31 protein-coding genes are annotated in these 23965 nt (G+C 42.4%); 27 read left to right on the top strand and 4 right to left on the bottom strand.

The window, feature by feature from the left end:
• The first annotated feature begins 5 nt into the window (after positions 1–5).
• The 25 genes from rplD to VK664_RS17440 all read left to right on the top strand — a co-directional run bounded on the left by rplD (position 6) and on the right by VK664_RS17440 (position 18334).
• Positions 6–644 (top strand): 50S ribosomal protein L4, encoded by a 639-nt coding sequence (gene rplD, locus VK664_RS17560; protein WP_461399994.1) that lies wholly within the window; start codon positions 6–8, stop codon positions 642–644.
• A 55-nt stretch (positions 645–699) separates the two neighbouring features.
• Entirely contained in the window at positions 700–999 is a 300-nt protein-coding gene (gene rplW / locus VK664_RS17555; protein ID WP_461399993.1) for a 50S ribosomal protein L23, read from the top strand.
• Between the two features lie 82 nt (positions 1000–1081).
• Positions 1082–1921: a 50S ribosomal protein L2 gene (gene rplB / locus VK664_RS17550; RefSeq protein WP_461399992.1), complete on the top strand. Its 840-nt coding sequence runs from the start codon at positions 1082–1084 to the stop codon at positions 1919–1921.
• 33 nt (positions 1922–1954) lie between these two features.
• Positions 1955–2227, top strand: coding sequence for a 30S ribosomal protein S19 (rpsS, locus tag VK664_RS17545; RefSeq protein WP_458925949.1), 273 nt, complete (start codon positions 1955–1957; stop codon positions 2225–2227).
• Between the two features lie 74 nt (positions 2228–2301).
• Positions 2302–2655 (top strand): 50S ribosomal protein L22, encoded by a 354-nt coding sequence (rplV, locus tag VK664_RS17540; protein ID WP_458925948.1) that lies wholly within the window; start codon positions 2302–2304, stop codon positions 2653–2655.
• 20 nt (positions 2656–2675) lie between these two features.
• A complete protein-coding gene (rpsC, locus tag VK664_RS17535) occupies positions 2676–3521 on the top strand; it encodes a 30S ribosomal protein S3 (protein WP_461399991.1) in 846 nt (281 codons plus the stop codon).
• Between the two features lie 45 nt (positions 3522–3566).
• Complete coding sequence (rplP, locus tag VK664_RS17530; RefSeq protein WP_461399990.1) at positions 3567–4001, top strand: 50S ribosomal protein L16; 435 nt, start codon at positions 3567–3569, stop codon at positions 3999–4001.
• Positions 4002–4028: 27 nt separating this feature from the next.
• Positions 4029–4247 carry a 50S ribosomal protein L29 gene (gene rpmC / locus VK664_RS17525; RefSeq protein WP_461399989.1) on the top strand — a complete coding sequence of 73 codons (219 nt, stop codon included), beginning with the start codon at positions 4029–4031 and terminating at the stop codon, positions 4245–4247.
• An 84-nt stretch (positions 4248–4331) separates the two neighbouring features.
• Positions 4332–4610, top strand: a complete 279-nt coding sequence (gene rpsQ, locus VK664_RS17520; protein WP_458925944.1) for a 30S ribosomal protein S17 — start codon at positions 4332–4334, stop codon at positions 4608–4610.
• 31 nt (positions 4611–4641) lie between these two features.
• Positions 4642–5010 carry a 50S ribosomal protein L14 gene (gene rplN / locus VK664_RS17515; RefSeq protein WP_167290996.1) on the top strand — a complete coding sequence of 123 codons (369 nt, stop codon included), beginning with the start codon at positions 4642–4644 and terminating at the stop codon, positions 5008–5010.
• A 79-nt stretch (positions 5011–5089) separates the two neighbouring features.
• Complete coding sequence (gene rplX / locus VK664_RS17510) at positions 5090–5452, top strand: 50S ribosomal protein L24 (protein WP_461399988.1); 363 nt, start codon at positions 5090–5092, stop codon at positions 5450–5452.
• Positions 5453–5460: 8 nt separating this feature from the next.
• Complete coding sequence (rplE, locus tag VK664_RS17505) at positions 5461–6042, top strand: 50S ribosomal protein L5 (RefSeq protein ID WP_461399987.1); 582 nt, start codon at positions 5461–5463, stop codon at positions 6040–6042.
• Positions 6043–6091: 49 nt separating this feature from the next.
• Positions 6092–6361 (top strand): 30S ribosomal protein S14, encoded by a 270-nt coding sequence (gene rpsN, locus VK664_RS17500; RefSeq protein ID WP_461399986.1) that lies wholly within the window; start codon positions 6092–6094, stop codon positions 6359–6361.
• 158 nt (positions 6362–6519) lie between these two features.
• Entirely contained in the window at positions 6520–6918 is a 399-nt protein-coding gene (gene rpsH / locus VK664_RS17495; RefSeq protein ID WP_461399985.1) for a 30S ribosomal protein S8, read from the top strand.
• Between the two features lie 95 nt (positions 6919–7013).
• On the top strand, positions 7014–7568 hold the full coding sequence (gene rplF / locus VK664_RS17490; protein ID WP_461399984.1) for a 50S ribosomal protein L6: 555 nt from the start codon (positions 7014–7016) through the stop codon (positions 7566–7568).
• A 96-nt stretch (positions 7569–7664) separates the two neighbouring features.
• Complete coding sequence (gene rplR, locus VK664_RS17485) at positions 7665–8021, top strand: 50S ribosomal protein L18 (protein ID WP_461399983.1); 357 nt, start codon at positions 7665–7667, stop codon at positions 8019–8021.
• 47 nt (positions 8022–8068) lie between these two features.
• On the top strand, positions 8069–8587 hold the full coding sequence (rpsE, locus tag VK664_RS17480; protein ID WP_461399982.1) for a 30S ribosomal protein S5: 519 nt from the start codon (positions 8069–8071) through the stop codon (positions 8585–8587).
• A 42-nt stretch (positions 8588–8629) separates the two neighbouring features.
• Entirely contained in the window at positions 8630–8809 is a 180-nt protein-coding gene (gene rpmD / locus VK664_RS17475; protein ID WP_458925936.1) for a 50S ribosomal protein L30, read from the top strand.
• A gap of 110 nt (positions 8810–8919) precedes the next feature.
• Positions 8920–9378, top strand: coding sequence for a 50S ribosomal protein L15 (gene rplO, locus VK664_RS17470; RefSeq protein WP_461399981.1), 459 nt, complete (start codon positions 8920–8922; stop codon positions 9376–9378).
• 129 nt (positions 9379–9507) lie between these two features.
• Positions 9508–10845, top strand: a complete 1338-nt coding sequence (secY, locus tag VK664_RS17465) for a preprotein translocase subunit SecY (RefSeq protein ID WP_461399980.1) — start codon at positions 9508–9510, stop codon at positions 10843–10845.
• A gap of 131 nt (positions 10846–10976) precedes the next feature.
• Positions 10977–11798 (top strand): type I methionyl aminopeptidase, encoded by an 822-nt coding sequence (gene map / locus VK664_RS17460; protein WP_461399979.1) that lies wholly within the window; start codon positions 10977–10979, stop codon positions 11796–11798.
• A gap of 108 nt (positions 11799–11906) precedes the next feature.
• Positions 11907–12749: a hypothetical protein gene (locus tag VK664_RS17455; protein WP_461399978.1), complete on the top strand. Its 843-nt coding sequence runs from the start codon at positions 11907–11909 to the stop codon at positions 12747–12749.
• A 105-nt stretch (positions 12750–12854) separates the two neighbouring features.
• Positions 12855–14108, top strand: a complete 1254-nt coding sequence (locus tag VK664_RS17450; RefSeq protein ID WP_461399977.1) for a BaiN/RdsA family NAD(P)/FAD-dependent oxidoreductase — start codon at positions 12855–12857, stop codon at positions 14106–14108.
• A gap of 102 nt (positions 14109–14210) precedes the next feature.
• Positions 14211–16163 (top strand): 30S ribosomal protein S1, encoded by a 1953-nt coding sequence (gene rpsA / locus VK664_RS17445; RefSeq protein WP_461399976.1) that lies wholly within the window; start codon positions 14211–14213, stop codon positions 16161–16163.
• Between the two features lie 302 nt (positions 16164–16465).
• Entirely contained in the window at positions 16466–18334 is a 1869-nt protein-coding gene (locus VK664_RS17440) for a T9SS type A sorting domain-containing protein (protein WP_461399975.1), read from the top strand.
• Between the two features lie 54 nt (positions 18335–18388).
• Here VK664_RS17440 and hxpB read toward each other — a convergent pair whose 3' ends face one another.
• Both hxpB and VK664_RS17430 read right to left on the bottom strand, forming a co-directional pair.
• Positions 18389–19051, bottom strand: coding sequence for a hexitol phosphatase HxpB (gene hxpB, locus VK664_RS17435; RefSeq protein ID WP_461399974.1), 663 nt, complete (start codon positions 19049–19051; stop codon positions 18389–18391).
• Between the two features lie 64 nt (positions 19052–19115).
• Positions 19116–19826 carry an SIMPL domain-containing protein gene (locus VK664_RS17430; protein ID WP_461399973.1) on the bottom strand — a complete coding sequence of 237 codons (711 nt, stop codon included), beginning with the start codon at positions 19824–19826 and terminating at the stop codon, positions 19116–19118.
• A gap of 93 nt (positions 19827–19919) precedes the next feature.
• Between VK664_RS17430 and VK664_RS17425 the strand changes: the two genes are divergently transcribed.
• The gene (locus tag VK664_RS17425) at positions 19920–20684 is read left to right on the top strand and encodes a lysophospholipid acyltransferase family protein (protein WP_461399972.1); all 765 of its coding nucleotides are present in this window, start codon (positions 19920–19922) and stop codon (positions 20682–20684) included.
• Positions 20685–20855: 171 nt separating this feature from the next.
• On the opposite strand, the gene VK664_RS17420 is transcribed toward VK664_RS17425, so the two are convergent.
• Positions 20856–21377: an acyl-CoA thioesterase gene (locus tag VK664_RS17420; protein WP_461399971.1), complete on the bottom strand. Its 522-nt coding sequence runs from the start codon at positions 21375–21377 to the stop codon at positions 20856–20858.
• Entirely contained in the window at positions 21377–22525 is a 1149-nt protein-coding gene (locus VK664_RS17415; RefSeq protein ID WP_461399970.1) for a mandelate racemase/muconate lactonizing enzyme family protein, read from the bottom strand. Before VK664_RS17415 ends, VK664_RS17420 begins: the two co-directional genes overlap by 1 nt.
• Before the next feature lie 37 nt (positions 22526–22562).
• Here VK664_RS17415 and VK664_RS17410 point away from each other — a divergent pair, with 37 nt between their 5' ends.
• Positions 22563–23789: a proline dehydrogenase family protein gene (locus VK664_RS17410; protein WP_461399969.1), complete on the top strand. Its 1227-nt coding sequence runs from the start codon at positions 22563–22565 to the stop codon at positions 23787–23789.
• Positions 23790–23965: the final 176 nt, after the last annotated feature.

Here is a 23965-nt window from a genome sequence, read left to right as displayed (position 1 = left end):
ATACGATGCAAGTAGATGTATTAAATATAAAAGGTGAAAAATCGGGACGCTCTGTTGAGTTGCCTGATGAAATATTCGGTCTTGAGCCGAACGATCACGTAATCTATCTGGCGGTTAAACAGCATCTTGCTGCACAACGCCAGGGAACGCATAAAGTGAAGACACGTCTTGAAGTTAAAGGTTCAAGCAAAAAACTTCATCGCCAGAAAGGTACCGGTGGTGCACGTAAAGGTAATCTCCGTAGTCCTTTGAACAAGGGTGGTGGTACTATCTTCGGACCAAAACCACGTGATTATGATTTCAAACTTAACCGTAAGGTTAAGGATCTTGCTAAAATGGGCGCATTGTCTTATAAGGCAAAAGCAAATGCAATCATGATTGTTGAAGATATCAACCTGGAAGTACCAAAAACAAAAGAAATTCTCGGCATTCTGAAAGGACTCAACATCGCTTCAAAGAAGTTGTTGTTTGTTTATCCTGAAGATAACGATAACCTTTTCCTGAGTGTACGTAACATTCCAAAAGTGAATGGTACTTTACTCGCAGACATCAACACTTACGATCTTATCAATGCAGATGTGTTGATATTGACTGAAAGTACAGCAAAAATTTTCGCTGAAGACGAAGCTGAAGTTGAAGCATAAATAGCCCTCCCGTAAGTACGGGATGACAATTATAAATTTTCAAATAGAGTGTTATATGAGACTCGCAGAAGTTCTGGTAAAACCAATCGTTACTGAAAAAAGCAATAAGCTTTCTGATAGCAGCCGTACATACGCTTTCCGCGTAGCGCGGAAATCAAATAAACTTGAGATCAAAAAAGCGATCGAAGAGTTTTACGGGGTAAACGTTATCGAAGTAAATACGGTGGTAGTTCCCGGAAAAGCAAAATCACGATTCACCAAAGCAGGAGTTATCTCCGGCCGTAAGCCAGCTTACAAAAAGGCATATGTAAAAGTAGCCGTAGGTGAAACAATAGATCTGTACGCAAACATTTAATAAGCGGACATCTGATAAGAATGGCGAGTCAATCGCCGCAAAGAATTGACTAAGATTTTAAAAACCGAATAAGCATTAAAACATGCCACTAAGAAAATACAAACCCATTACCGCAGGAACTCGTTGGAGAATTGGTAATGCATTTGCCGAGATAACAAGTGATACACCGGAAAAGAGCCTTCTTGAAAGCACTAAATCTACCGCAGGCAGAAATGCCCAGGGTCGCAGATCAATGCGCTACAGGGGCGGTGGTCACAAGAAGATGTATCGTTTGGTAGACTTCAAGAGAGATAAGAAAAATGTTCCTGCAGTTGTTGCAACGATTGAGTACGATCCAAACCGTACTGCCTTTATTGCATTGCTGCATTATGCTGATGGCGAAAAACGTTATATCATCGCGCCTCAGGGTTTGCAGGTTGGTGGTTCTGTTATTTCAGGTGATAATGTTGCACCAGAAATTGGAAACGCCTTACAGATGAAGAATATTCCTCTGGGAACAAATGTTCACAATATAGAAATGCAACCAGGTCAGGGTGGTAAACTGGCTCGAAGCGCTGGTTCCTCTGCCCAGCTGACAAATAAGGAAGAAAGGTACGCAGTATTGAAAATGCCTTCCGGTGAATTGAGAAAAGTGTTGGTTAATGGATACGCAACTGTTGGAATCGTTAGCAACAGCGACCATAACCTTGAAACAATGGGTAAAGCCGGGCGTAATCGCTGGAGAGGTATAACTCCAAGAACACGTGGTGTTGCGATGAACCCTGTAGATCACCCGATGGGTGGTGGTGAAGGTAAAGCTTCAGGTGGCCATCCGCGCTCGAGAACTGGTAAATACGCCAAGGGCTTGAAGACACGTCAAAGAGGAAAAGGAAGCGATAAGCTGATTATCCAGACCAAGAAGGGTAAAAAATTAGCGAAGTAATTTAAATTTTCAAATTCAAACTTTCAAATTACCATGGCTCGTTCAATTAAAAAAGGCCCTTACGTAGCTGCCGGACTTGAAGAAAAAGTGTTGGCGATTAACGAAGGTAAAAACAAGAGAAGTGTGATTAAAACATGGAGCCGCCGGTCGACCATTACACCGGACTTCGTGGGACATACTTTTGCTGTGCACAACGGTAACAAATTCATTCCCGTTTACGTGACTGAATTTATGGTTGGTCATAAACTCGGGGAGTTTGCACCTACCCGGAACTTCAAAGGTCACTCAAGTAAAAAAGTAGCGTAATACTTACCTGGGCATAAGGTAAAGGAGGACAGCGTCCGCCGGAGCCTTGGCGAAGGAGGAAAAACATAATAAAAATGGAAGCAGTAGCTAAACTTAAAAATTACCCCACATCGCCACGCAGGATGCGTTTACTGGCTGATGAAATCCGCGGCGTGGAAGTGGAAAAGGCATTGGCTTTTTTGGAATACCATCCACAACACTCTGCCACACCTTTACACAAATTATTGTTGAGCGCAATTAACAACTGGAAGCAGAAGAACGAGAACGAAAGTGCAGAAGATGCTAACCTGATTGTAAAGACAGTATTTGTAGATGGTGCAAGAACGTTGAAAAGAATGTTACCGGCTCCACAGGGCAGGGCATACAGGATGCGTAAACGCAGTAATCATGTTACCCTGATTGTAGATACTAAGACAACAACTAAATAATTCATATCAAATTATAATAAATGGGTCAGAAAACAAATCCTATTGGTGCCAGGTTAGGGATCATTCGCGGTTGGGAATCTAACTGGTATGGTAACAAAAGAGATTTCTCTACCAAGTTGATCGAAGACAACAGGATCAGAACTTACCTGATGGCGCGTATCAATAAGGGTGGTATCTCCAAGATCGTTATTGAGCGCACGCTTAATAAACTGATTGTAACCATTCATACATCCAAGCCAGGTATCATCATTGGTAAAGGTGGTGGTGAGGTTGACCGTATTAAAGAAGAGTTGAAGAAATTAACCGGTAAGGATGATGTTCAGATTAATATCCTGGAGATCCGTCGTCCCGAACTGGATGCGATGATTGTAGGTGATACTATCGCGCGCCAGATTGAAAACCGTATCAATTATAAAAGAGCTATCAAAATGGCAATAGCTTCTGCACTGCGCATGGGTGCTGAAGGTATTAAGATCAAAGTTGGTGGTCGTTTGGGCGGTGCTGAAATCGCACGTTCGGAAGAAATCAAACAGGGACGTACTCCTTTACATACACTTCGCATGGATATCGATTATGCAAACGTATTTGCACTTACTGTTTATGGTAAGATTGGTATCAAGGTATGGATCTGTAAAGGTGAAGTTCTTGGACAACGTGATCTGAATCCGAATTTTGTTGGTGGTAAGAGTGACGTAAGTGACAGAAGAGATCGTCCGAATGATGATATGAGAGATCCGCGTGGTGGTGGCGGTGACAGAAGAGGTGGTGGTGATCGCAGAGGCGGCGGACCAGGCGGCGACCGCAACAGAGGCGGTGGTGGCGGTGGTGACAGAAGAGGCCCGGCCGGCGGCGGTGGAAGAAGATAGTAGATAATAAATCATCCAATTTTCAAATTTTCAAATTTTAGATAGATGTTACAGCCAAAAAGAACCAAACATAGGAAAGCGCAGAAAGGGCGCATCCGGGAAGTGGCAAAACGCGGATATTCCATTTCATTCGGTTCATTCGCTCTGAAAGCTATGGAACCTATTTGGTTGACGAATCGCCAGATCGAAGCAGCACGCCAGGCAATGACCCGTGCTATGAAAAGAGAAGGTAATGTTTGGATCCGTATATTCCCTGACAAGCCAATTACCCGCAAACCACAGGAAGTGAGAATGGGTAAAGGTAAAGGTAACCCTGAATTCTGGGCTGCTGTAGTTGAACCAGGACGTATCTTATTTGAGTGCGACGGTGTTACTGAAACAGTTGCGAAAGAAGCTTTCCATCTTGCTGCTCAGAAACTGCCGATCAAAACAAAGTTCATTACCCGCCGCGATTACCAGGCGGATGTGATCACCAAATAAATTGTCAAATTTTTCAATTAGCATAAGATGTCAAAGAGAATCGAATTCGTAAATAGCCTGAAAGATGTGAGTGCAAAAGATCTGAAGGCGAGAATCCAGGAAGATGAGTTACGTCTTAAGAAACTGGAATTCGCTCATGCAATTTCTCCATTGGAGAATCCAATGAGTATCCGTGATCTGCGTAAGGATCTCGCACGTCTCAAAACCTTTCTTCAATCAAAGAAAGAAGAGGTAGAATCAAAATAAATGAATCTGAAAATTTGAAGACTGCTGATGATTACAAGCTTTCATTTTCAAATTTTCAAATTTTCAAATTTATAAATTATAACAATGGCTGAAAATACAACAAGCGCTGAAGAAAGAAATTTGCGTAAAATAAGAACCGGTGTGGTTACCAGCAACAAGATGGCTAAGACTATCACGGTAGCTGTTGAAAGAAGGGTAAAACACCCTATCTATGGTAAGTTCGTTAAAAAGACTACCAAGTTCCATGCTCATGATGAAAAGGATGAGTGCACTATCGGTGATGTTGTAAAGATCATGGAAAGCCGTCCATTAAGCAAGACCAAACGTTGGAGACTTGTTGAAGTGGTGGAAAAAGCGAAATAATCATTAACCACAATTCTCAAATCGTAAAAAGATGATTCAGCAAGAAAGCAGATTAAATGTAGCTGATAATAGTGGCGCCAAGGAAGTGTTATGTATCCGTGTATTAGGGAATAGCGGCCAGGATTATGCTAAAATCGGAGATAAGATCGTAGTAACTGTAAAGGACGCGATCCCTGCCGGTGGTATTAAAAAAGGAACAGTAACCAAAGCGGTTATCGTACGTACAAAAAATAAACTGCGTCGTAAAGACGGATCTTATATCCGCTTCGATGACAATGCAGTTGTTTTATTGAACGCTTCTGATGAGCCACGCGGTACCCGTATTTTCGGGCCGGTTGCCAGGGAACTGCGCGATAAGGGATATATGAAAATCATTTCCCTCGCCCCGGAAGTTCTTTAGGCGATCAACAATGAGAGGCAACGATCATTGACATCACAACAGACCAACAATTTCTCATTAAGAGACAAATTATATAACAATGAGTACAAGATTCAAAGCCAAGTTTAATATCAAGAAGGGTGACATGGTTGTTGTTATTTCAGGTGCATCCCGCCCCAGGAAAGACGACAGTGGCAAGGTTGTCTACAAACCCCGTAAAGTACTGGAAGTATTTCCGGAAACTGAAAAGGTACTAGTAGAAGGAGTGCATGTAGTTACCAAACACACCAAACCTTCTGCCCGTGATACTAAAGGTGGCATCGTTAAAAAGGAATTGCCTGTGCATATCTCCAATGTAATGTTGTGGGATGCAAAAAGCAACGCTCCTTCAAAAGTAAAACGTACCCGCGAAAATGGTAAACTGGTACGAATAGCAAAAAAATCCGGCGAGGTTATTAAATAATCACAATCATGAGCACAACAAATTATACTCCGAGATTAGCAGATAAGTACAAGAAAGATGTTATACCTGCAATGATGAAACGCTTTAGTTATACCAGCGTTATGCAGGTTCCTAAACTTGAAAAGATCTGCCTCAACCGCGGTGTTAACGGCGCGGTGACTGATAAAAAGCTGGTTGATATTGCAGTTGAAGAACTGACAACGATCACTGGTCAGAAAGCAGTATCTACCCTGTCTAAAAAGGATATCTCAAACTTCAAGCTAAGAAAGGCTATGCCGATCGGTGCAAGGGTTACGCTTCGTGGTGTTAAGATGTATGAGTTCCTCGACAGGCTCATTGCAACTGCACTGCCACGTGTACGTGACTTCAAAGGAGTAAATGAAAAGTCTTTCGATGGCCGTGGAAATTATACGCTCGGTGTTACTGAGCAGATCATTTTCCCTGAAATCGATATTGACAAGGTAAACAGGATCACTGGTATGGACATCACATTCGTTACCACTGCCCAGACAAACGAAGAAGCATACGAACTTTTGAAAGAAATGGGTATGCCGTTTAAGAACGCTAAAAAAGGCGAAGAGCTCGCTTAAGTTAGCAGCATCACATAAAAACAGCAAGTACTAAAATTAAATAATAAATATGGCAAAGGAATCAGTTAAAGCCAGACAGAGAAAGAGAGTACGCCTGGTAGCCCAGTTTGCTGAAAAGCGTGCAGCGCTTAAAGCAGCAGGAGATTACAAAGCTCTTGATGAACTGCCGAAGAATGCTTCTCCGGTACGTTTGAAAAACCGTTGTCAGCTCACTGGCAGACCAAGAGGTTATATCCGTTATTTCGGTATGTCTCGCGTTACTTTCCGTGAGATGGCTTTGAATGGTAAGATCCCTGGTATCCGTAAGGCGAGCTGGTAGTCCTCCTTCGCAGCTTCAGATTACTGGGGTGTGAAGTTTAAGGGCTTCAGCGGACAAGGATTTTTAAGTGGAGATTTTCATAAAGGTTGCCGAAAGGGACTGAAAACTTCCAAACTGAAACGACTTTTTAACAATTAACAATTTTCAACTGAGATTATATGGTAACTGATCCTATAGCAGACTTCCTGACCCGAGTACGTAACGCACAACTAGCGGGTCATAGAATTGTGGAGATCCCTGCTTCAAATCTGAAAAAGAGGATTACCGAAATCTTGTACGACCAGGGTTATATCCTAAAATACAAGTTCGAGGACGACAACAAACAAGGTGTTATTAAAATAGCGCTGAAATACGATCCGACAAGCAAAGAACCTGCTATCCGCTCGCTTGAAAGAGTTAGCCGTCCGGGACTTCGCCAGTATTCCAGCCCCGGCGAATTCAAACGTGTGAAGAATGGTCTTGGCGTTGCTATCATCAGTACATCAAAAGGTGTAATGACAGACAAGCAGGCTAAAACCCAGAATGTAGGTGGTGAAGTTTTGTGCTATATCTATTAATATAAACAACGGTTGCCTGACAATTAAGCTCTCTATACGGAGCTGAACACGTTCAACCGGTAATTCAATTTTTTCAAAATAATAATTCTAAAATTATGTCCCGTATAGGTAAACAACCCGTTCAATTGCCATCAGGCGTTACACTTACAGTAGGAGCAAACAATATCCTGACTGTTAAAGGGCCAAAAGGCGAATTAAAGCAAACTGTTGATCGTGATATCAAAGTTGAAGTTAAAGATGGCCAGGTAGAAATTACCCGTCCAACTGATCAGATCCGTCACCGTGCCATGCATGGTTTGTATCGCTCACTGGTTGCCAACATGGTAAAAGGTGTGACTGAAGGCTACAAGAAAAATCTTGAGCTGGTGGGTGTAGGTTATAAGGCTGCCAGCACCGGCAATCTGCTTGACCTTGCATTAGGATATTCTCACAATATCATTTTCGAGGTACCTAAAGAACTCCAGGTTAAAACTGAACAGGCAAAAGGGGAGAACCCAAAAATTTACCTGGAAGGAATTGACAAGCAACTGGTAGGCCAGGTAGCAGCAAAAATTCGTGGACTTCGTAAGCCAGAGCCGTACAAAGGTAAAGGTGTTAAATATATCGGTGAAGTTATCCGTCGTAAAGCTGGTAAAGCTGCTGGTAAATAATCCCGCAGTCTTCAGACTTTATCTCAGGCAACTCATTCAACAAATTTCAATCAAAATATCTCCCGGCAGAATCGTGAGATTACAAAATAAAGAACAATGGCTACTACAAAACTTCTAAAAAGGCAAAAGATCCGCTACCGCATCCGTAAAAAGATTACAGGTACTGCCCAGAATCCACGCCTGGCTATATTCAGAAGCAACATGGAGATCTATGCTCAGCTGATCGATGATGTTGAAGGCAAAACACTTGTTTCTGCTTCAAGCAGGGAAAAAGATATTGCCGCCCAGAAGGTGACAAAGGTGGAGAAATCCAAATTGGTGGGTGCCGCTATCGCACGAAAGGCTGTAGAACTTGGTATTACTGTTTGCACGTTTGACCGTGGCGGTAACCTGTTTCATGGTCGTGTAAAATCAGTTGCAGACGGAGCCCGTGAAGGTGGTCTTAAATTTTAAGCTCATCAGGCAAAAACTATTCTATTTCAAATCTGAAATTATAATAAATGGCAAAAGTTAATTTAAACAAGGTTAAAGCGGGCGATCTGGAGTTGAAAGAAAAAGTAGTAGCTATCAACCGTGTGGTTAAAACTACTAAAGGCGGTCGTGCTTTCAGTTTCTCTGCTTTAGTTGTTGTTGGTAACGAAGGCGGTGTTGTTGGTCACGGTCTCGGAAAGGCCAAAGAGGTTCAGGAAGCTATTACCAAAGGAATCGAAGATGCAAAAAAGAATCTAATCAAAGTTCCTATCATGCACGGAACTATACCACATGATCAACTTGCAAAAGAGGGTGCTGCAAAGGTGCTGATAAAACCAGCTGCTCACGGTACAGGTGTAATTGCAGGAGGTAGCATGCGTGCTGTTCTTGAAAGCGCAGGTGTTACTGACGTTCTTGCAAAATCACTTGGTTCAGCTAATCCGCATAACGTGGTAAAAGCTACTTACAAAGCGCTTGCTATGTTGCGTGAGCCAATCAATGTGGCCAAGCAAAGAAATGTGAATCTGAAAAAAGTTTTTAACGGATAGTTTCCTGATCGGAACCTTCCTTTCCCAGATAAACTGATTGAAATGAAAAAGATAAAGATCACCCAGGTTAAAAGCGGTATTGACAGACCAGAACGTCAGAAACTGACTCTCCAGGCGCTGGGTTTGAATAAAATGAACGCCACAAAGGAAGTTGAAGCAACTCCACAGGTATTAGGTATGCTCCGCAAGGTAGAACACCTGGTTAAGGTTGAAGAAGCTTAATTCTCCAGGATACGATATGAAAATTACCAGTGAAAAGCTGGTAATTTTTTCTGTTTGATAACAATTCTAAAACGCGAGGGGAGATTCCCCGTTGAGTAAAAATCAAAAACATGAAACTACACGAAATCAGGCCGGCAAAAGGCGCAACACACAAAGAGAAAAGATTGGGACGCGGTGAAGCTTCCGGTAAAGGTGGTACTTCTACAAAAGGTAATAAAGGTGGACAGCAACGTGCAGGCTACTCGAGCAAAATGGGTTTTGAAGGTGGACAGATGCCGATTCAGCGTCGTTTGCCAAAACGTGGATTTAAAAATCCACACCGTGTTGAATACAAAGTATTCAACCTTGGCCAGGTAACTCAGCTTGCTGAAAAATATGGCATTGAAGATTTCAGCATGGAAAATTTATATGTAAATGGTCTTGTTGGCAGAACAGATAAAGTTAAGATCCTTGGAAACGGCGAACTGAAAGCAAAAATCACTTTTAAAGTGAATGCTGTCAGCGAAAAAGCCAAAACAGCTATTGAAGCTGCAGGTGGATCTGTTGAAATTATCGGCGGAGCAAAATAACCGGCTCTTACGGTCGTTTACCGTATGCAATTTTATTGATTCCAGCTCTTATAGAGGCGAGTCTTAACGCTACTCCGGATTTTGCCGGCGTCGCAGTATTTAGTTAAGTAATTTACATAACTTAGTTTAGTGAAAAAATTCATACAGACACTTAAGAATATCTGGAGCATTGATGAGTTGAGGTCTAAGATACTTGTCACACTGACCCTGGTTGCAATTTATCGGGTAGGAACTCATATAGTTCTCCCTGGTATTGACCCAAGCAAGATCGATGCTGCAGCAGCAAATAAGGGTGGAATATTGGGTTTGATTGATGCCTTCGCAGGCGGTGCATTTTCCCAGGCTTCTATCCTGGCACTTGGTATCATGCCATATATTTCTGCTTCTATCTTCATGCAATTAATGACGATTCTTTATCCACCGTTTCAGAAACTTCAGAAAGAAGGAGACAGTGGCCGTAAAAAGATCAGTCAGTATACACGTTACTTAACCGTTGCCGTTGCAGCACTACAGGCCAGCGCCTATGTTGCTTATCTGAACAGCCCCGGTTATGCAAAAGCGATTATCCCGGCTTTTTCTGATTATTTCTGGTTATCAACCACAGTTATCCTTACAGCAGGTACCCTGTTCGTAATGTGGCTCGGTGAAAAAATCACAGATAAAGGGTTAGGTAATGGTGCTTCTATTATTATCATGGTCGGTATCCTGGCACGTCTTCCTCAGTCTATCTGGCAGGAATGGCAGGCACAAATACCAACAGGTGGTCTTGGATTATTGTTATTCGTTATCGAAATAGCTGTGTTGATTGGTATTATCATGGGTCTTATCGTCCTGATCCAGGGTGTAAGAAAGATCCCTGTTCAATATGCCAAACAGATAGTAGGAAGTAAACAGTTTGTTGGCGCCCGCCAGTTCCTTCCTATGAAGGTAAACAGCTCAGGTGTTATGCCGATCATTTTCGCCCAGGCGATCATGTTTTTGCCAACACTGCTTTCAAATTTCGAAACAACCCAGGGACTTGCTAAGGTCTTCAGTGATCACAGCAATTTCTGGTATATGCTGATCTACGCTGTTATGGTAATTGGTTTTACCTTCCTTTATACCGCTCTTATTTTTAATCCGAAGCAAATTGCAGACGATCTGAAAAGGAACAATGGATTTATTCCGGGAGTTAAGCCAGGTCAGCCAACAGCTGATTATATCGGTGCTGTAATGGATAAAATCACATTACCCGGAGCAATCTTACTTGCTGTCGTTGGTATCCTCCCTGGTTTCGCACAACGTTTGGGTGTACAACCGGGCTTTTCTTCATTCTTTGGAGGAACTTCATTGCTGATCATGGTGGGTGTGGTTTTGGATACGCTGCAGCAAATCGAAACACAGTTGTTGATGCGCCAGTATGATGGTTTAATGAAAACAGGAAGGATCCAGGGAAGGCAGACAAGTTCTTCTCCGGTATCTATGTAATAAATTTCATAAAAGATCCTGATACAAAAGGTTCTTAATATATCTAAGTCAGAATTCACCATCCCGGCTCTGCTCAGCAGATGACTGAATCAGGATGGTGAATTTTGACTTTTGAATTTAACAGAACGACTATGATTTTATATAAAAGCAATGAAGAAGTCGAAATAATGCGGCACAGTGCCCAATTGGTAGGGCAGGCTATTGCCGAAGTGGCTAAGGCTATTAAACCAGGTATCAGTACTCATGAGCTGGACCTGGTAGCTGAGCAGTTTATTCTTGATAACGGAGGCGTTCCTTCTTTCAAGAATTATAAAGGATATCCTTTTGCAACCTGTATTTCAGTAAACGATGCAGTTGTGCATGGTTTTCCGAATAAAACGCCGCTTAAAGAAGGTGATGTTGTTTCTGTGGATGTCGGTGTTTTCAAGAACGGGTATCATGGCGACAGTGCCTATACTTTCGCGATAGGGGAAATTCCTGAAGAAGTTTTGCAACTTATGAGGGTTACAAAAGAGTCCTTATACCGCGGGATTGAAAAGGCAATTTCAGGGAACCGGGTTGGTGATATTTCCTTTGCGGTCCAGGACTATTGCGAAAAACAACATAAGTATGGAGTTGTGCGTGAACTGGTGGGGCATGGACTTGGAAAACATTTACATGAGGACCCACAGGTTCCGAATTATGGTAAAAGAGGAAGTGGTGCAAAGCTGAAAGAAGGTATGGTAATAGCCATCGAGCCAATGGTTAACCTGGGTGTTCGTGAGGTGTGGTATGATGATGATGGCTGGACGGTCAGAACTAAAGATGGAAAACCCGCAGCTCATTACGAACACACGATCTGTATCCGTAAAGGAAGGGCAGATGTTCTCTCATCCTTTGCCGAAGTGGAAGAAGCTGAAAAAGCGAATCAGTATCTGAATGCCGGGTACTATGAGCCAAGCCTCGCTAAATAAACTATAACGTTTTTTGTATCGCTGATACTGTTTAAATACAATGAATTTGCCGAAAAAGCCCTTCCCCGTGAAGGGCTTTCGCTTTTACATTTACTTAAACAATCATCCATGTGTATACCATCCGGAGATCACCAGGCAGATAATAACAATGAGCAGTCAAGGAGCACGATCATTCTTGAAAATGAAATCCTGTTAATGAAACTGAACGCAGAATTCGGGGCCCAGATATTTTTACCTGAACAACGAATTGATCCCGAGATTGAGAATCATTTTTTGCGATCAGTATATAACTTTGAAAAAAACGCTGCTTCAGGTCGTGAACTTCAGACCATATACAAAATAATCGGGGAACCTGTTTATCCTGATGAAACCATCATGGATGAGGAGCAGGTTTCAAAAAAGCTTGACGCGCTACTAGATCTTCTGTATCAACATAAAATTGTGTTAGATACGCTGGTAGAGTATCCTGACAGGGCTTTGTACCGGTTTATCACCACGGAGTTTTTTCAGGTGGAGATAGATCTGCCGGGAGGAACCGATTGTTATATGCATCTGTGTTATGAAGATTTTTATCCGAATCATGATTATGATCTCAGGCAGGCGACCCGTTATTTTGTGAACTTCATTATCGATGATCTCAGCCTCGTGCCACAGAATGGATTATATACAAGGGTAAGGACGAGCTCAGGGTTACTTATCGGATATAAAGAAGCGACTACAGTAATCCGGGCTTCCCGTACCGAATTCTCTTCTCTTAACTTACATCAGCTCAATATCCGCGAAGTCCTCATCCTGGATGATGTTGCTTTTGTGGGATTTGAAGTTGAATATACCGGACTGTTGCCTGATGGCGGAACCATCGAAGTTAAAGGTGAAGGACAGCTTGAATTTGTTTATTCTGATGAATTATGGTGGATCAGCTTTCTGAAGTTCCCTGGTATTGTGATATGATTGACTGAATTATGGACCGGATCAAGCATTTTCTGTGATCGTAAAAAAAAGGATTGAGATTAAGCTTTTGCTTTTAGTTTTGAGCGATAAGATATTCCTCAAAGCATGAAGAAAAGATTGATTGTAATAGGTGGTGGCGCTTCCGGTTTTTTCTGTGCTGTGAATGCTAAAAGGTTAAACCCCCGGCTCGAGGTTATTATAGTAGAGAAAACAAGTAAGATACTTGCTAAAGTGAGGATCTCTGGTGGCGGACGCTGTAATGTAACCCATGAGTGTTTCGAGATACCGGTAATGGCTAAGCGCTATCCGCGGGGCTCCAATCTCGTGAAAAAATCCTTCCACCAGTTTTTTACTACTGATACCATCGAATGGTTTCGGGCCAGGGGTGTTTTGATACGGGCGGAAGCGGATGGCCGGATGTTCCCCGTTACAAATAGTTCTGAAACCATCATCGAATGCCTTCTTCGTGAAATGAATAAACAGGGTGTTCAACTTCTTTATAACAAAGATGTAAAAGCATTAAGAAAGGAAGGAGAAAACTGGCATTTGAGTTTTGATGATGACACCATGACTTGCGATTATGTCTGTATTGCCTGCGGTGGATATCCGAAAGCAGCTTCATTTTCCTGGCTCACTGTACTTGGACATACAATCGAAGCTCCTGTTCCTTCGCTTTTCACTTTTAATATGCCAGCCAATCCCATCACGGCCCTGATGGGTGTTTCTGTTGAATTGGCCCAGGTTAAGATTGTGGGATCCAGGTTGGAGCAATCCGGCCCTCTTTTGATAACCCATTGGGGAATGAGCGGGCCTGCGATTCTGAAGTTAAGCGCCTGGGGAGCCAGGTTGCTTGCTGAAACAGTTTACCAGTTCAGGATACTGGTAAACTGGCTGCCGGAACAGAACGAGGCGGGTTTGAGGGAGTTATTCCGTTCACTGAGAGAAGAGTCTGCGGCCCAGAAGATATCTTCCAGGAATTCTTTTGGCCTTCCTCAAAGGCTTTGGGATTATCTGTTGACGGAATCAGGGTGTAAACCGGAATGGAGATGGGCTGATCTGCCTTCAGCCAATCAAAATAAGCTGGTCACCAACCTGCTGGCCAAAGAATACCAGGTTTCGGGAAAAACAACTTTTAAAGAGGAGTTTGTAACATCGGGGGGTATAAATCTCAGCGAGATTAATTCAAACACCATGGAAAGCAAGCTATTACCGGGCTTGTATTTTGCCGGAGAGATAATGAATGTCGACGGGATCACAGGCGGGTATAATTTCCAGCATGCCTGGACCAGCGGATTTGTTGCAGCCAGTGCCATTTCAAGACAGGATTCTCAAATAAACAGCCTTGAAATCAGCATGTAAAATAGCCGGAAATACAGCAATATTTTGATCATAATTGTTCCGTTTTTGGCGCTAAAAAGGTATCTTTGCAGCCCCGAAATAAAAAACAATCGGGTATTAATTATGTCTGAAAACAATATTGTTAACCCAAACGCTGAATCACAGGAGCCAACTGCGGATCAACCGGCAGAAGCTACAGCGACACAAAATGCACCTGTGGAAGCCACTGCCACTTCCAATGGGAAGAGCAATGGTCATGCTGAAGTAGCTCAAACAGCTCATGACGATTTTGACTGGAGCATCGACAAAAGAAATGTTGCTGCTTACACAAAAGAAGAAAAACTAAAGTACGATGTCGTTTACGAAGGTACTTTCAAAGCTGTGAGTGATGGTGAGCTGGTAAAAGGACTGATAGTTGCTTTGACAAAAACAGATGTTGTAATCAATATCGGTTTTAAAAGTGATGGTCTTGTTTCTTTCAACGAATTCCGTGATCTGCCAAATCTCAAAATCGGGGATGAAGTAGAAGTTATGGTTGTTGAAAAAGAAGACAGGGAAGGTCACCTTAACCTGAGCCGTAAGCAAGCACGTGTAACCCGCGCCTGGGAAAGAATTGTTGAAGTTCACAAAACCGGTGAAGTTATTACTGGTACTGTTACTTCAAAAACCAAGGGTGGTCTTATCGTGGATGTATTTGGAATGGAAACGTTCTTACCAGGATCACAAATTGACGTTAAGCCGGTAACTGATTACGATCAGTTTGTTGGTAAGACCATGGAATTTAAAGTGGTTAAGATCAATGAAGCGATCAAGAATGCTGTTGTATCTCACAAGGCACTTATTGAAAGCGATATCGAAGCACAACGTGCAGAGATTATGAGCAAACTCGAAAGAGGCCAGGTGCTTGAAGGAACAATCAAGAACATTACTGATTTCGGAGCGTTCATGGATCTTGGTGGATTAGACGGTCTGTTGTATATCACAGATATCAGCTGGGGTCGTATCAGCCATCCATCTGAAGTACTGAAACTTGATCAGAAGCTGAAAGTTGTTGTACTTGATTTCGATGATGAGAAAAAACGTATCAGCCTTGGTCTGAAACAACTGACTCCACATCCATGGGATGTTCTTGGTGAAAACATCAATGAAGGTTCTGTAGTGAAAGGTAAAGTTGTGAATATCGAAGATTACGGTGCGTTCCTTGAAATCATGCCTGGTGTTGAAGGCCTGGTTCACGTAAGTGAAATTACCTGGGCTAACACACCGATCAATGCTAAAGAATTCTTTAAGCTCGGTGATGAGCATGAAGCTAAGATCGTTACCCTTGATAAGGATAATCGCAAAATGAGTTTGTCTATCAAACAAATGAGCGAAGATCCATGGAGCACAATCGAAAACAAGTTTCCTGAAAGCAGCCGCCATAAGGGTCTTGTTAAAAACATCACTCCTTACGGTGTGTTTGTTGAGTTATCTCCTGGTATTGGTGGAATGATTCACATCAGCGATCTAAGCTGGTTGAAACGTTTCAATCATCCTTCAGAATACACAAAAGTTGGTGAACATATTGAAGTAGTTATTCTTGGCATTGACAAGGAAAACCGCAAACTTCAGTTGGGACACAAACAACTGGAAGAAGATCCATGGAATACACTACAGGACACGTTCGCTGTAGGTACTGTTCATGAAGGAACAATCATCCGTAAAGATGATAAGGGAGCTATCGTTCAGTTACAATACGGTCTGGAAGGATTTGCTCCTAACCGTCACCTGCAGACTGAGGAAGGCAAAACACTTGGAGCTGATGAAAGCAACCAGTTCATGGTGATCGAATTCGATCGCAATGAAAAACGTATCGTTGTGTCACACACACGTATCTGGGAGCAATCAAAGGTTGAAGAGAAAGAAGCTGCCCGTAAGGAAGCAAGAACTGAAGCTGATAAAACTAAGAAAGCCGTTAAGACTATCCAGAGCAAGGTTGAAAAAACCACACTCGGTGACCTCGGTGCGCTTGCTGAAATTAAAGCAAAGTTGAAAGAAGAAGAACAACAGGGTGGAGAGAGTGCAGAGAAAGAATAAGTGATTCCTGAAAGATAAAATCAAGGGCTGTCCCGGACTTCGGTTGGGACGGCCTTTTTTTATGCCTGAAATGACCCTGGTTGCGATAATAGTGAACCCGGTAAGGGTTGGTGCCCATGCATTTTTAATTTTCACTTATGGTTGAGTAAGGGTATACAATTAAAAAGTACCGAATTAGGAAAATTTATCCCAGGCTGGGAATAATTCCAGCATCAAGAATTTCATAATTCTCTGAGGACCAAATAAATATAACTGTGGTATTTTTCTTGGTACATAGCGCACTGAGACCCTAATCCCTTCCCATGAAAAGATTTATAATACTGTTTTCTTTTTTGCTATCGGCGGTAATAACTAAATCCCAGGTTAATGGCTATGCGAATATAACAGCGATTGCCGGACCTATATTATCAATCAGCAATGCGAATGAATCCTATGATGCTTTCAATATAGGAGACAAAGTGTTGGTTTTGCAGGTGCAGGATAACGTTATCGGATCCAACACTGCTAATAACAGCAACTTTGGTGATCTTTCAAACATTGCCAACACCGGTAAATACGAATTTGCTACAATCGCCCTGGTCGCAAGGGTCGCAGGAATAGTAAATCTTATCACCCTTACAGGGGCACTTAATAATAATTTTACTGTTGGTGCTAACAGCAGACTTCAGCTTATCACATTTCCTACACTGGGTACAATGAATTACTCTTCAAGTTCAGACATTGTTGCCGTTCCCTGGAACGGGGTTGTAGGCGGAGTTGTGGCTTTCAATGTACCTGGTACGCTTACACTTCGTCATAATATACTTGCAGACAATGCTGGTTTTCGTGGGGGTGTTGCTGATGCAAGTTCAACTAACTATGGCACATGTAATTCAACAAGTTTTTATAATGCCGTTGACCCCTTGTTTGGAAATAAAGGAGAAGGCATATACAAAAACACTAACCCCGCATTTGCTGCAGGGAAAGGTAAAATACTTAACGGTGGAGGTGGCGGAAATGCCGTTAATAGTGGTGGAGGTGGCGGGGCAAATTATACTGCAGGTGGAACAGGTTCAATTGGTTGGGGCTGCTCTTCGGCTACCGGTGGAATTGGTGGACTTTCTTTGAATGTTCCGATTAACCTCGGCAGAGTTTTTCTTGGTGGTGGTGGTGGATCAGGCGAAGCAAATGATAATTCAAACAATAAAGGTGGCAATGGCGGTGGATTCATATACATTGCTGCGAATGAAATCAAAACAAACGGCTCAGGAACTACTGTGAAAATAAGTGCAAATGGGGAAGATGCTACTGCGGTGGGAAATGATGGAGCTGGTGGGGGTGGTGCCGGTGGTAGTATAGCGTTCAAGGTGAACAACTGGAACATTTCTAACAATAGGCGGTTAACAGTTACTGCAAACGGTGGAGATGGGGGCAACGTGAATAACGTTAGCCAGCATGGTGGTGGGGCTGGTGGTGGCCAGGGGACTGTACTTTTTTCGGGTAATCTTCCTTCAGTCAACACGACTGTAAATAGTGTAAATGGTATCGGTGGTGAGAACTGGATTGGCGGTACAAGGGCGCCCGGAGGTGTTGGTACAAATAACAGTGGAATAATTACATCGGCATTTATTATTCTTCCTGTATCCCTGATTTCGTTCACAGCTACTGAAGCCGCGGATGGAATACAACTCAAATGGACAACCGAAAATGAGAAATCATTAAACTATTATGATATCCAGGTTTCTGCCAATGGAACTAATTTTGAAAATATTGGCCGGGCAAATTCAAAAGGAAGCAGTACGTTACCTCAGAACTACAGCTTTCTTAATGCTAAAACGCTGGCAGGTACAAGTTTCTATCGTTTGAAAATGGTTGATGAAGACGGCAGATTCACATATAGCAAAATCATTGCTGTAAGAAAAGCCGGCAACTCAGCATTGTTAGTGAGCATTTACCCCAACCCGGCGAGGTCAAACCCTGTTCTGAATATCAAATCGTCTGAAACGGGTGAAGCATCTGTATCGGTGCTTAATATGCAGGGATCGGTTTTGAGTACAGAAAACGTAAAGATGATCAACGGAGATAATTCCATAGTACTTGAATCAGTAAATAAACTTCCGGCTGCAGTATATAATGTGCGCGTTGCAGTGAATGGCAAATCAATGTTCACCAGGCTTATCATTCAAAAATAAAGAACTTTAACCGTCCGCCTCTCCCCGCCAGCCCCGCATTAAGTGGGGCTTTTTTTATCCTCCAACCAGCGTTAATTTTTTTTCGTCGAACTGATCGAGGCTCCCGAGTATCAGGTCCGCTGCATTCCAGCGCAGTTGACTTGCGAAATGTTTATCGGGAATAGCAACACATTTCATGCGCGCTGCCTTAGCTGCAATCAGGCCATTGAAAGAGTCCTCAAAACACAGGCACTCCATAGGCAGCACGTTTAATTTCGCGGCACAATTAAGATAAACCTGTGGATGTGGCTTTCCTTTTGGCAGGTATTCAGCAGAAGTTTTTGCATCAACATAAGCAGCTATATCGAGTTTTTCAATCACAACATCTATAAGTGCGAGCGGTGAGGATGAGGCGAGGCCTATATGAAACTTGCGGCTTCTGAAAAAATCAAGAATATATTTCATTCCTGCCATCGGCTCTGCATTGTCACGGATCTTTTCAATTGCCGTAGCCACTATTGTTTGTTCGGCAGCTTCAGTATATTTCAAATCTATATTAAAAGCAGTGAACCACCATTCGATCCATTCCCTGGTCCTTAGGCCGGTTGAAGTATGATATTGTTCTTCAGATAACCTGATATCATATCGTGCCAGGGTTTCTGAGCCGGCTTCTGCCCAGAATGGTTCCGAGTCTATCAGTAAGCCGTCCATATCAAAGATAACAGTGGTCAGTTGCATTGTTCAAAGTTACACCATGGCCATCTCTTAACCAATCTATAGCCGCAACCCGAACACTAAAAGGTTATCTTAATTCAAATATAACATTCATCTCTGCTTTCAGAATGAGCTTTTTGAATTCGGGTTTGGACAAATCGCCTGGCTCATCATTTATAACAGCCATTGTGTTTGAGAAGCGTTTCATGTTATCAAATACCTGTGGAAACGTTGTTTCAGTTATTGTGATTGCACTGCCAATATTTTCTGAGATCGATTCTGCGAGGTAAATCGCTTTGGTTTTGGCAGCTTTCATCGCGTCCATTCTTAATTGTTTTTGCAGGTTGACAAGATTACTATGTGTGATTTCTGAAACAGTAAATTGCTGGGTGGCTTCATCGTCGAGCAGGTTTATGAGTTCATCAATCTTCTGAGCATTATTAAACACTATCTCATAAGTGATAGCAGCGTACAATTCATCTTTCTGATTTTTCCTGCGCCACCATGCCAAACCACTATTGCCGTCTACTGACATTATCCTGATGGCGGTATCGGCAATTCCTATCTTGCGAACACTGGCGAGGAAATCTTTACGGATGGTTTCAATATCTATTTTGCTTTTATTCTTTTTCTCATATTCTTTAAGGGTAATTAATACATGTATTTCATCGGGTGCTATATTCAATTCCGCTATTCCGGTAACCTGGATCGTTTTTGGAAAAACCTTTGGGGGCAGGGTCTGAGCATTCGAAACTAACATAGCCAGTACAGTACTTAGCGCTAAAATAAATCTTTTCATAAATTCTGTTTTAGACCAAGATGCGTTAATTTTAGCAATTACATAATCGTTCAGGATTTTCTAACGATAGAGGTTGAAGTTAAACTGATTCGCATGCATCCTTTGTGGGATAGACTTAAGAAGGTCAATTTAATCAAGAAAATAATCTATGTGCTCGTAGGTTCTGTTTCTTATCCCGGGTTAAACATGATCAATAAACTGGAAATCTCGGGCACAGAACATTTCGAAAAGCTTCCGCCGGAAAACGTGCTGTTTGTAAGTAATCACCAGACTTATTTTGCTGACGTGATTTGTTTCCTCCACATTTTCGGTGCAGTTAAGTGGGGCAAAAAAAATGAACTCGGTGTTCCATATTACCTTCTCAATCCATTTACAAGGGTCTTTTTTGTCGCAGCAGAAGAAACGATGAAATCCAGCTGGATCACCCGGATCTTTGCACTGGCGGGGGCTCTAAAAGTGAAACGTGCCTGGAACCCGGAGGCAACCGTTAAACGCAAAGGCCTTGACCCTTCCGACACAAGAAAAGTGACCCGGTCTTTGAAAGAAAACTGGATCATTACTTTTCCCCAGGGTACCACTAAACCTTATGCTCCCGGCAGAAAAGGTACAGCACTTATTATTAAGACGACTAAACCGGTTGTTATCCCGGTGGTGATAAATGGATTTTCAACTGCTTTTGATAAAACAGGGTTGAAAATGCGGAAAAAAGGCGTAAAGCTTACTGTTCAATTTAAGGCTCCTTTGCAACTTGATTTTGATATGCCCGGAGATGCCATGCTCGAAGCAATAATGGACTCTATAGAGCAAAGTAAAAAGTTCATGCCTGTTGCCGATCAGAATAATGCTCCAACGACCTGATTAATATTTGAGTAATTTTATTGTCAAATAGATATCATTTCTTCCTGTAACAGATTCCCAATCCATATTTCTATTTTCCAGATTCTGATAAGTTAGCGCTTCCTGCGGTCTCCATTTGAAATTATTATCAGTATTAGTTATCCGGTTTATTATTTATTCGCGGTTTATTATTTATTCGAACTTAAACAGCGCCTTCAATTCGGTAGCATCATCGGGTTTCATTTTTCCACCGAGTATCAACCTTAGCTGTCTTCTTCTTAATGCACCATCAAATAATTTTATTTCCTCTTCAGACTCGGGCACCAACGAATGCACGGGCATCGAACGGCCATCGGCCCCAAGCGAAACAAATGTATAATATGCCTCATTGCTCTTATACTTAATTTGCTGTAATGCATCTTCGCCGGAAACGCGGATGTAAACTTCCATAGAAGTATTGAATGCCCTTGATACCCTTGCCTCGATATGAACGACATTACCGAGTTTAATCGGATTTTCAAATGAAATGTTATCGACCGACGCAGTCACTACCGGTGCGCCTGCATGTTTCATAGCCGCCAGTGCAGCTGCTATATCCATCCAATACATTAAGCGTCCTCCCATCAGGTTTCCAAAAGTATTTGTATCATTCGGAAGCACGAGTTCTGTCATTATTACATTCGAATCCTTCGGTGTTTTTGTAATTGGGTTCATCAAATTGTTATTTTTTCAAGGGTTTTTAAAAATTCATTATCAGCATCCGCACCGATACCTGGTCCTGCCGGTAGTTCTACATAATAACCGTTATAATAAACTCCCCCTGTTACGGGGTCTAGTTTGTGACCGAGCATACATGTATCCATATCGTTAAAAATAATATTGTCACAAGCCAGGGCGAAATGGGCAAATGCGCTTAGGGCAACACGGCTTTCAAGCATCCCACCCATCATACAGGGAATATTATTTTCTTCACAGATCCTGTTAATCTTAAGTGCTTCAAGTATTCCACCTGATTTGGCGAGTTTGATATTTACAAAGTCGCAGGCATTCTCACGGATTAGCCTTTTGGCATCGTGATGTGTGAAAACGCTTTCATCTGCCATTATGGGAATAGTTGATAATTTCCTTAGTTGCGGAAGATAATGGTCATCGTATGCACGCATTGGTTGTTCGCAGAACGCCACATTGTAAGATCCGAGCGCCTGTAATACTTTGACTGCGGCTTCAAAGCTCCAGCCCTGGTTAGCATCTAAACGCAACACTATGGCTGGCGGAACTGCCTTGCGTATCGCATGGATGCGTTCAATATCTTCATCCGGATCTTTTCCCAGTTTAACTTTTATAATGCGGAAGCCATCTCCCACAAAAGCAGCAGCCTGTTGAGCCATGAGGTCGGGAGAACCAATGCCGACAGTAATGTCGGTTTCGAGCTTTTTTTGATTTTTGCCACCAAGATATTCATATAAAGGTTTATTCTCCCACCGGGCAGCAAGGTCATATAATGCCATATCAAATGCGCTTTTCACAGTTCCGTTAAAAGCTGCAGCAAGATGCAACTCGTGCATTCTCTCTTCAATATCCCCGGCTGATTTGTTTTTCCAGATCGCTGCAAAGTCTTTTGCCATTTCAAAACAGGTTGCCTGCGTTTCCCCCACTATCATCGGGAAGGCTGAGCATTCACCAACGCCATAACCGCCGGCCTCAGTATGAACCCTGATAAACAGGTTCTGCGCATAATGCATAGTGCCCGTTGCAATAGTGAACGGATGCATGGGTATACTGAATTTATATATATCTGTATGCGTGATCTTCATGGCTGCGAAGGTATAGTTCAGATCGTACAAATCAACCAATCCTGACATTTCTGGCTTACTTTTGCTTCTCAATATTTCAAAAAGTATGGAATCTCACCCGAAAATTTCATTCGACAATACTGAACACGCGTTTGAATATAAATCCGACAAAGACCTTAAAAGAGCGTCCTTACTTTTTACTTCAATGGGTGTTCCCGCACTTGTAAAACTGGGAACAAAAATAACTCCGCTGGCCATACGTTTTGGTTTACCAATTAAAGGAATTATCAGGAATACCATTTTCAAACAGTTTGTAGGTGGCGAAACGCTGGAAGATACAGCCGCGGTAGCAGATAAATTAGGGAAATATGGGGTACAGGTGATACTCGATTACGGAGTGGAAGGAAAAGAAGGAGAAAAAAATTTCGATCATGCCACCGAGGAATTTATCCGTGTGATAAAATATGCTTCAACCCAGCCAAATATCCCTTTGATGAGCATCAAGGTAACGGGGTTTGCCAGGTTTTCATTACTCGAAAAACTGGATAATGCAGCAAATGATAAGAGCGGGTTCGAAGGGATTGTTCATACCGAAGTTCTTAATACCGAAGAACAGGCCGAATGGCAAAGAGTGGTAAGCAGGATGGAAAAAATTATTGCGGCTGCGGATGCAGGTAATGTCGGTGTTTTGGTGGATGCGGAAGAAACCTGGATCCAGGATCCGGTTGACGCACTTACCATGCAAATGATGCAGCGGTTTAACCGCGAGAAAGTTGTACTGTATAATACCATCCAGCTATATAGGCATGATCGCTTTATATTCTTAAAGAACAGTTTAAAGCAAGCTATCAACCGTGATTTTTTACTCGGTGCCAAGCTGGTTCGGGGCGCATATATGGAGAAAGAAAGACGACGTGCGGAAGAACTCGGTTATCCATCACCGATACAGCCATCCAAGCAATCAAGCGATGATGATTACAACGAAGCGGTAGAATTTAGTATTGATCATATTGACCGGATCGGCCTGATAATCGCCTCACATAATGAAGAAAGTAATATGCGGGCCACCGTTTTGCTGAAAAACAAAGGCATACCTTTTAATCATCCGCATGTTCATTTTTCCCAATTGTATGGTATGAGTGATAATATCACTTTTAACCTGGCCAGGGCGGGTTGTCATGTAAGCAAATATTTGCCTTTTGGTCCGATAAAAGACGTTATTCCTTATTTAATGCGTCGCGCACAGGAAAACAGTTCGGTATCGGGACACACGGGCCGGGAACTTGGATTGATTAAAAAAGAACGCGTTAGAAGAAAGCTTCAAGAGTTATGAGTTATGAGTTATGAGTGATGAGTGATGAGTGATGAGTTAGTGGTGAGTCTTCGATCGGTTTCATCGATATCACCTTATTAATAACTTTGTGAAAAAGCCACATGCAGTGATACCATTTACCCCAATGGACCTTTTGAGTTCACTGGTGAGTCTGGTACTGTATGGCCCTTTTCATT

The sequence above is a fragment of the Flavitalea sp. genome (genome assembly GCF_035489435.1).
GTDB lineage: Bacteria > Bacteroidota > Bacteroidia > Chitinophagales > Chitinophagaceae > DATHKG01.
The sequence above is the reverse complement of the archived record's forward strand: the minus strand, read 5'-3'. Positions and strand labels throughout refer to the sequence as shown.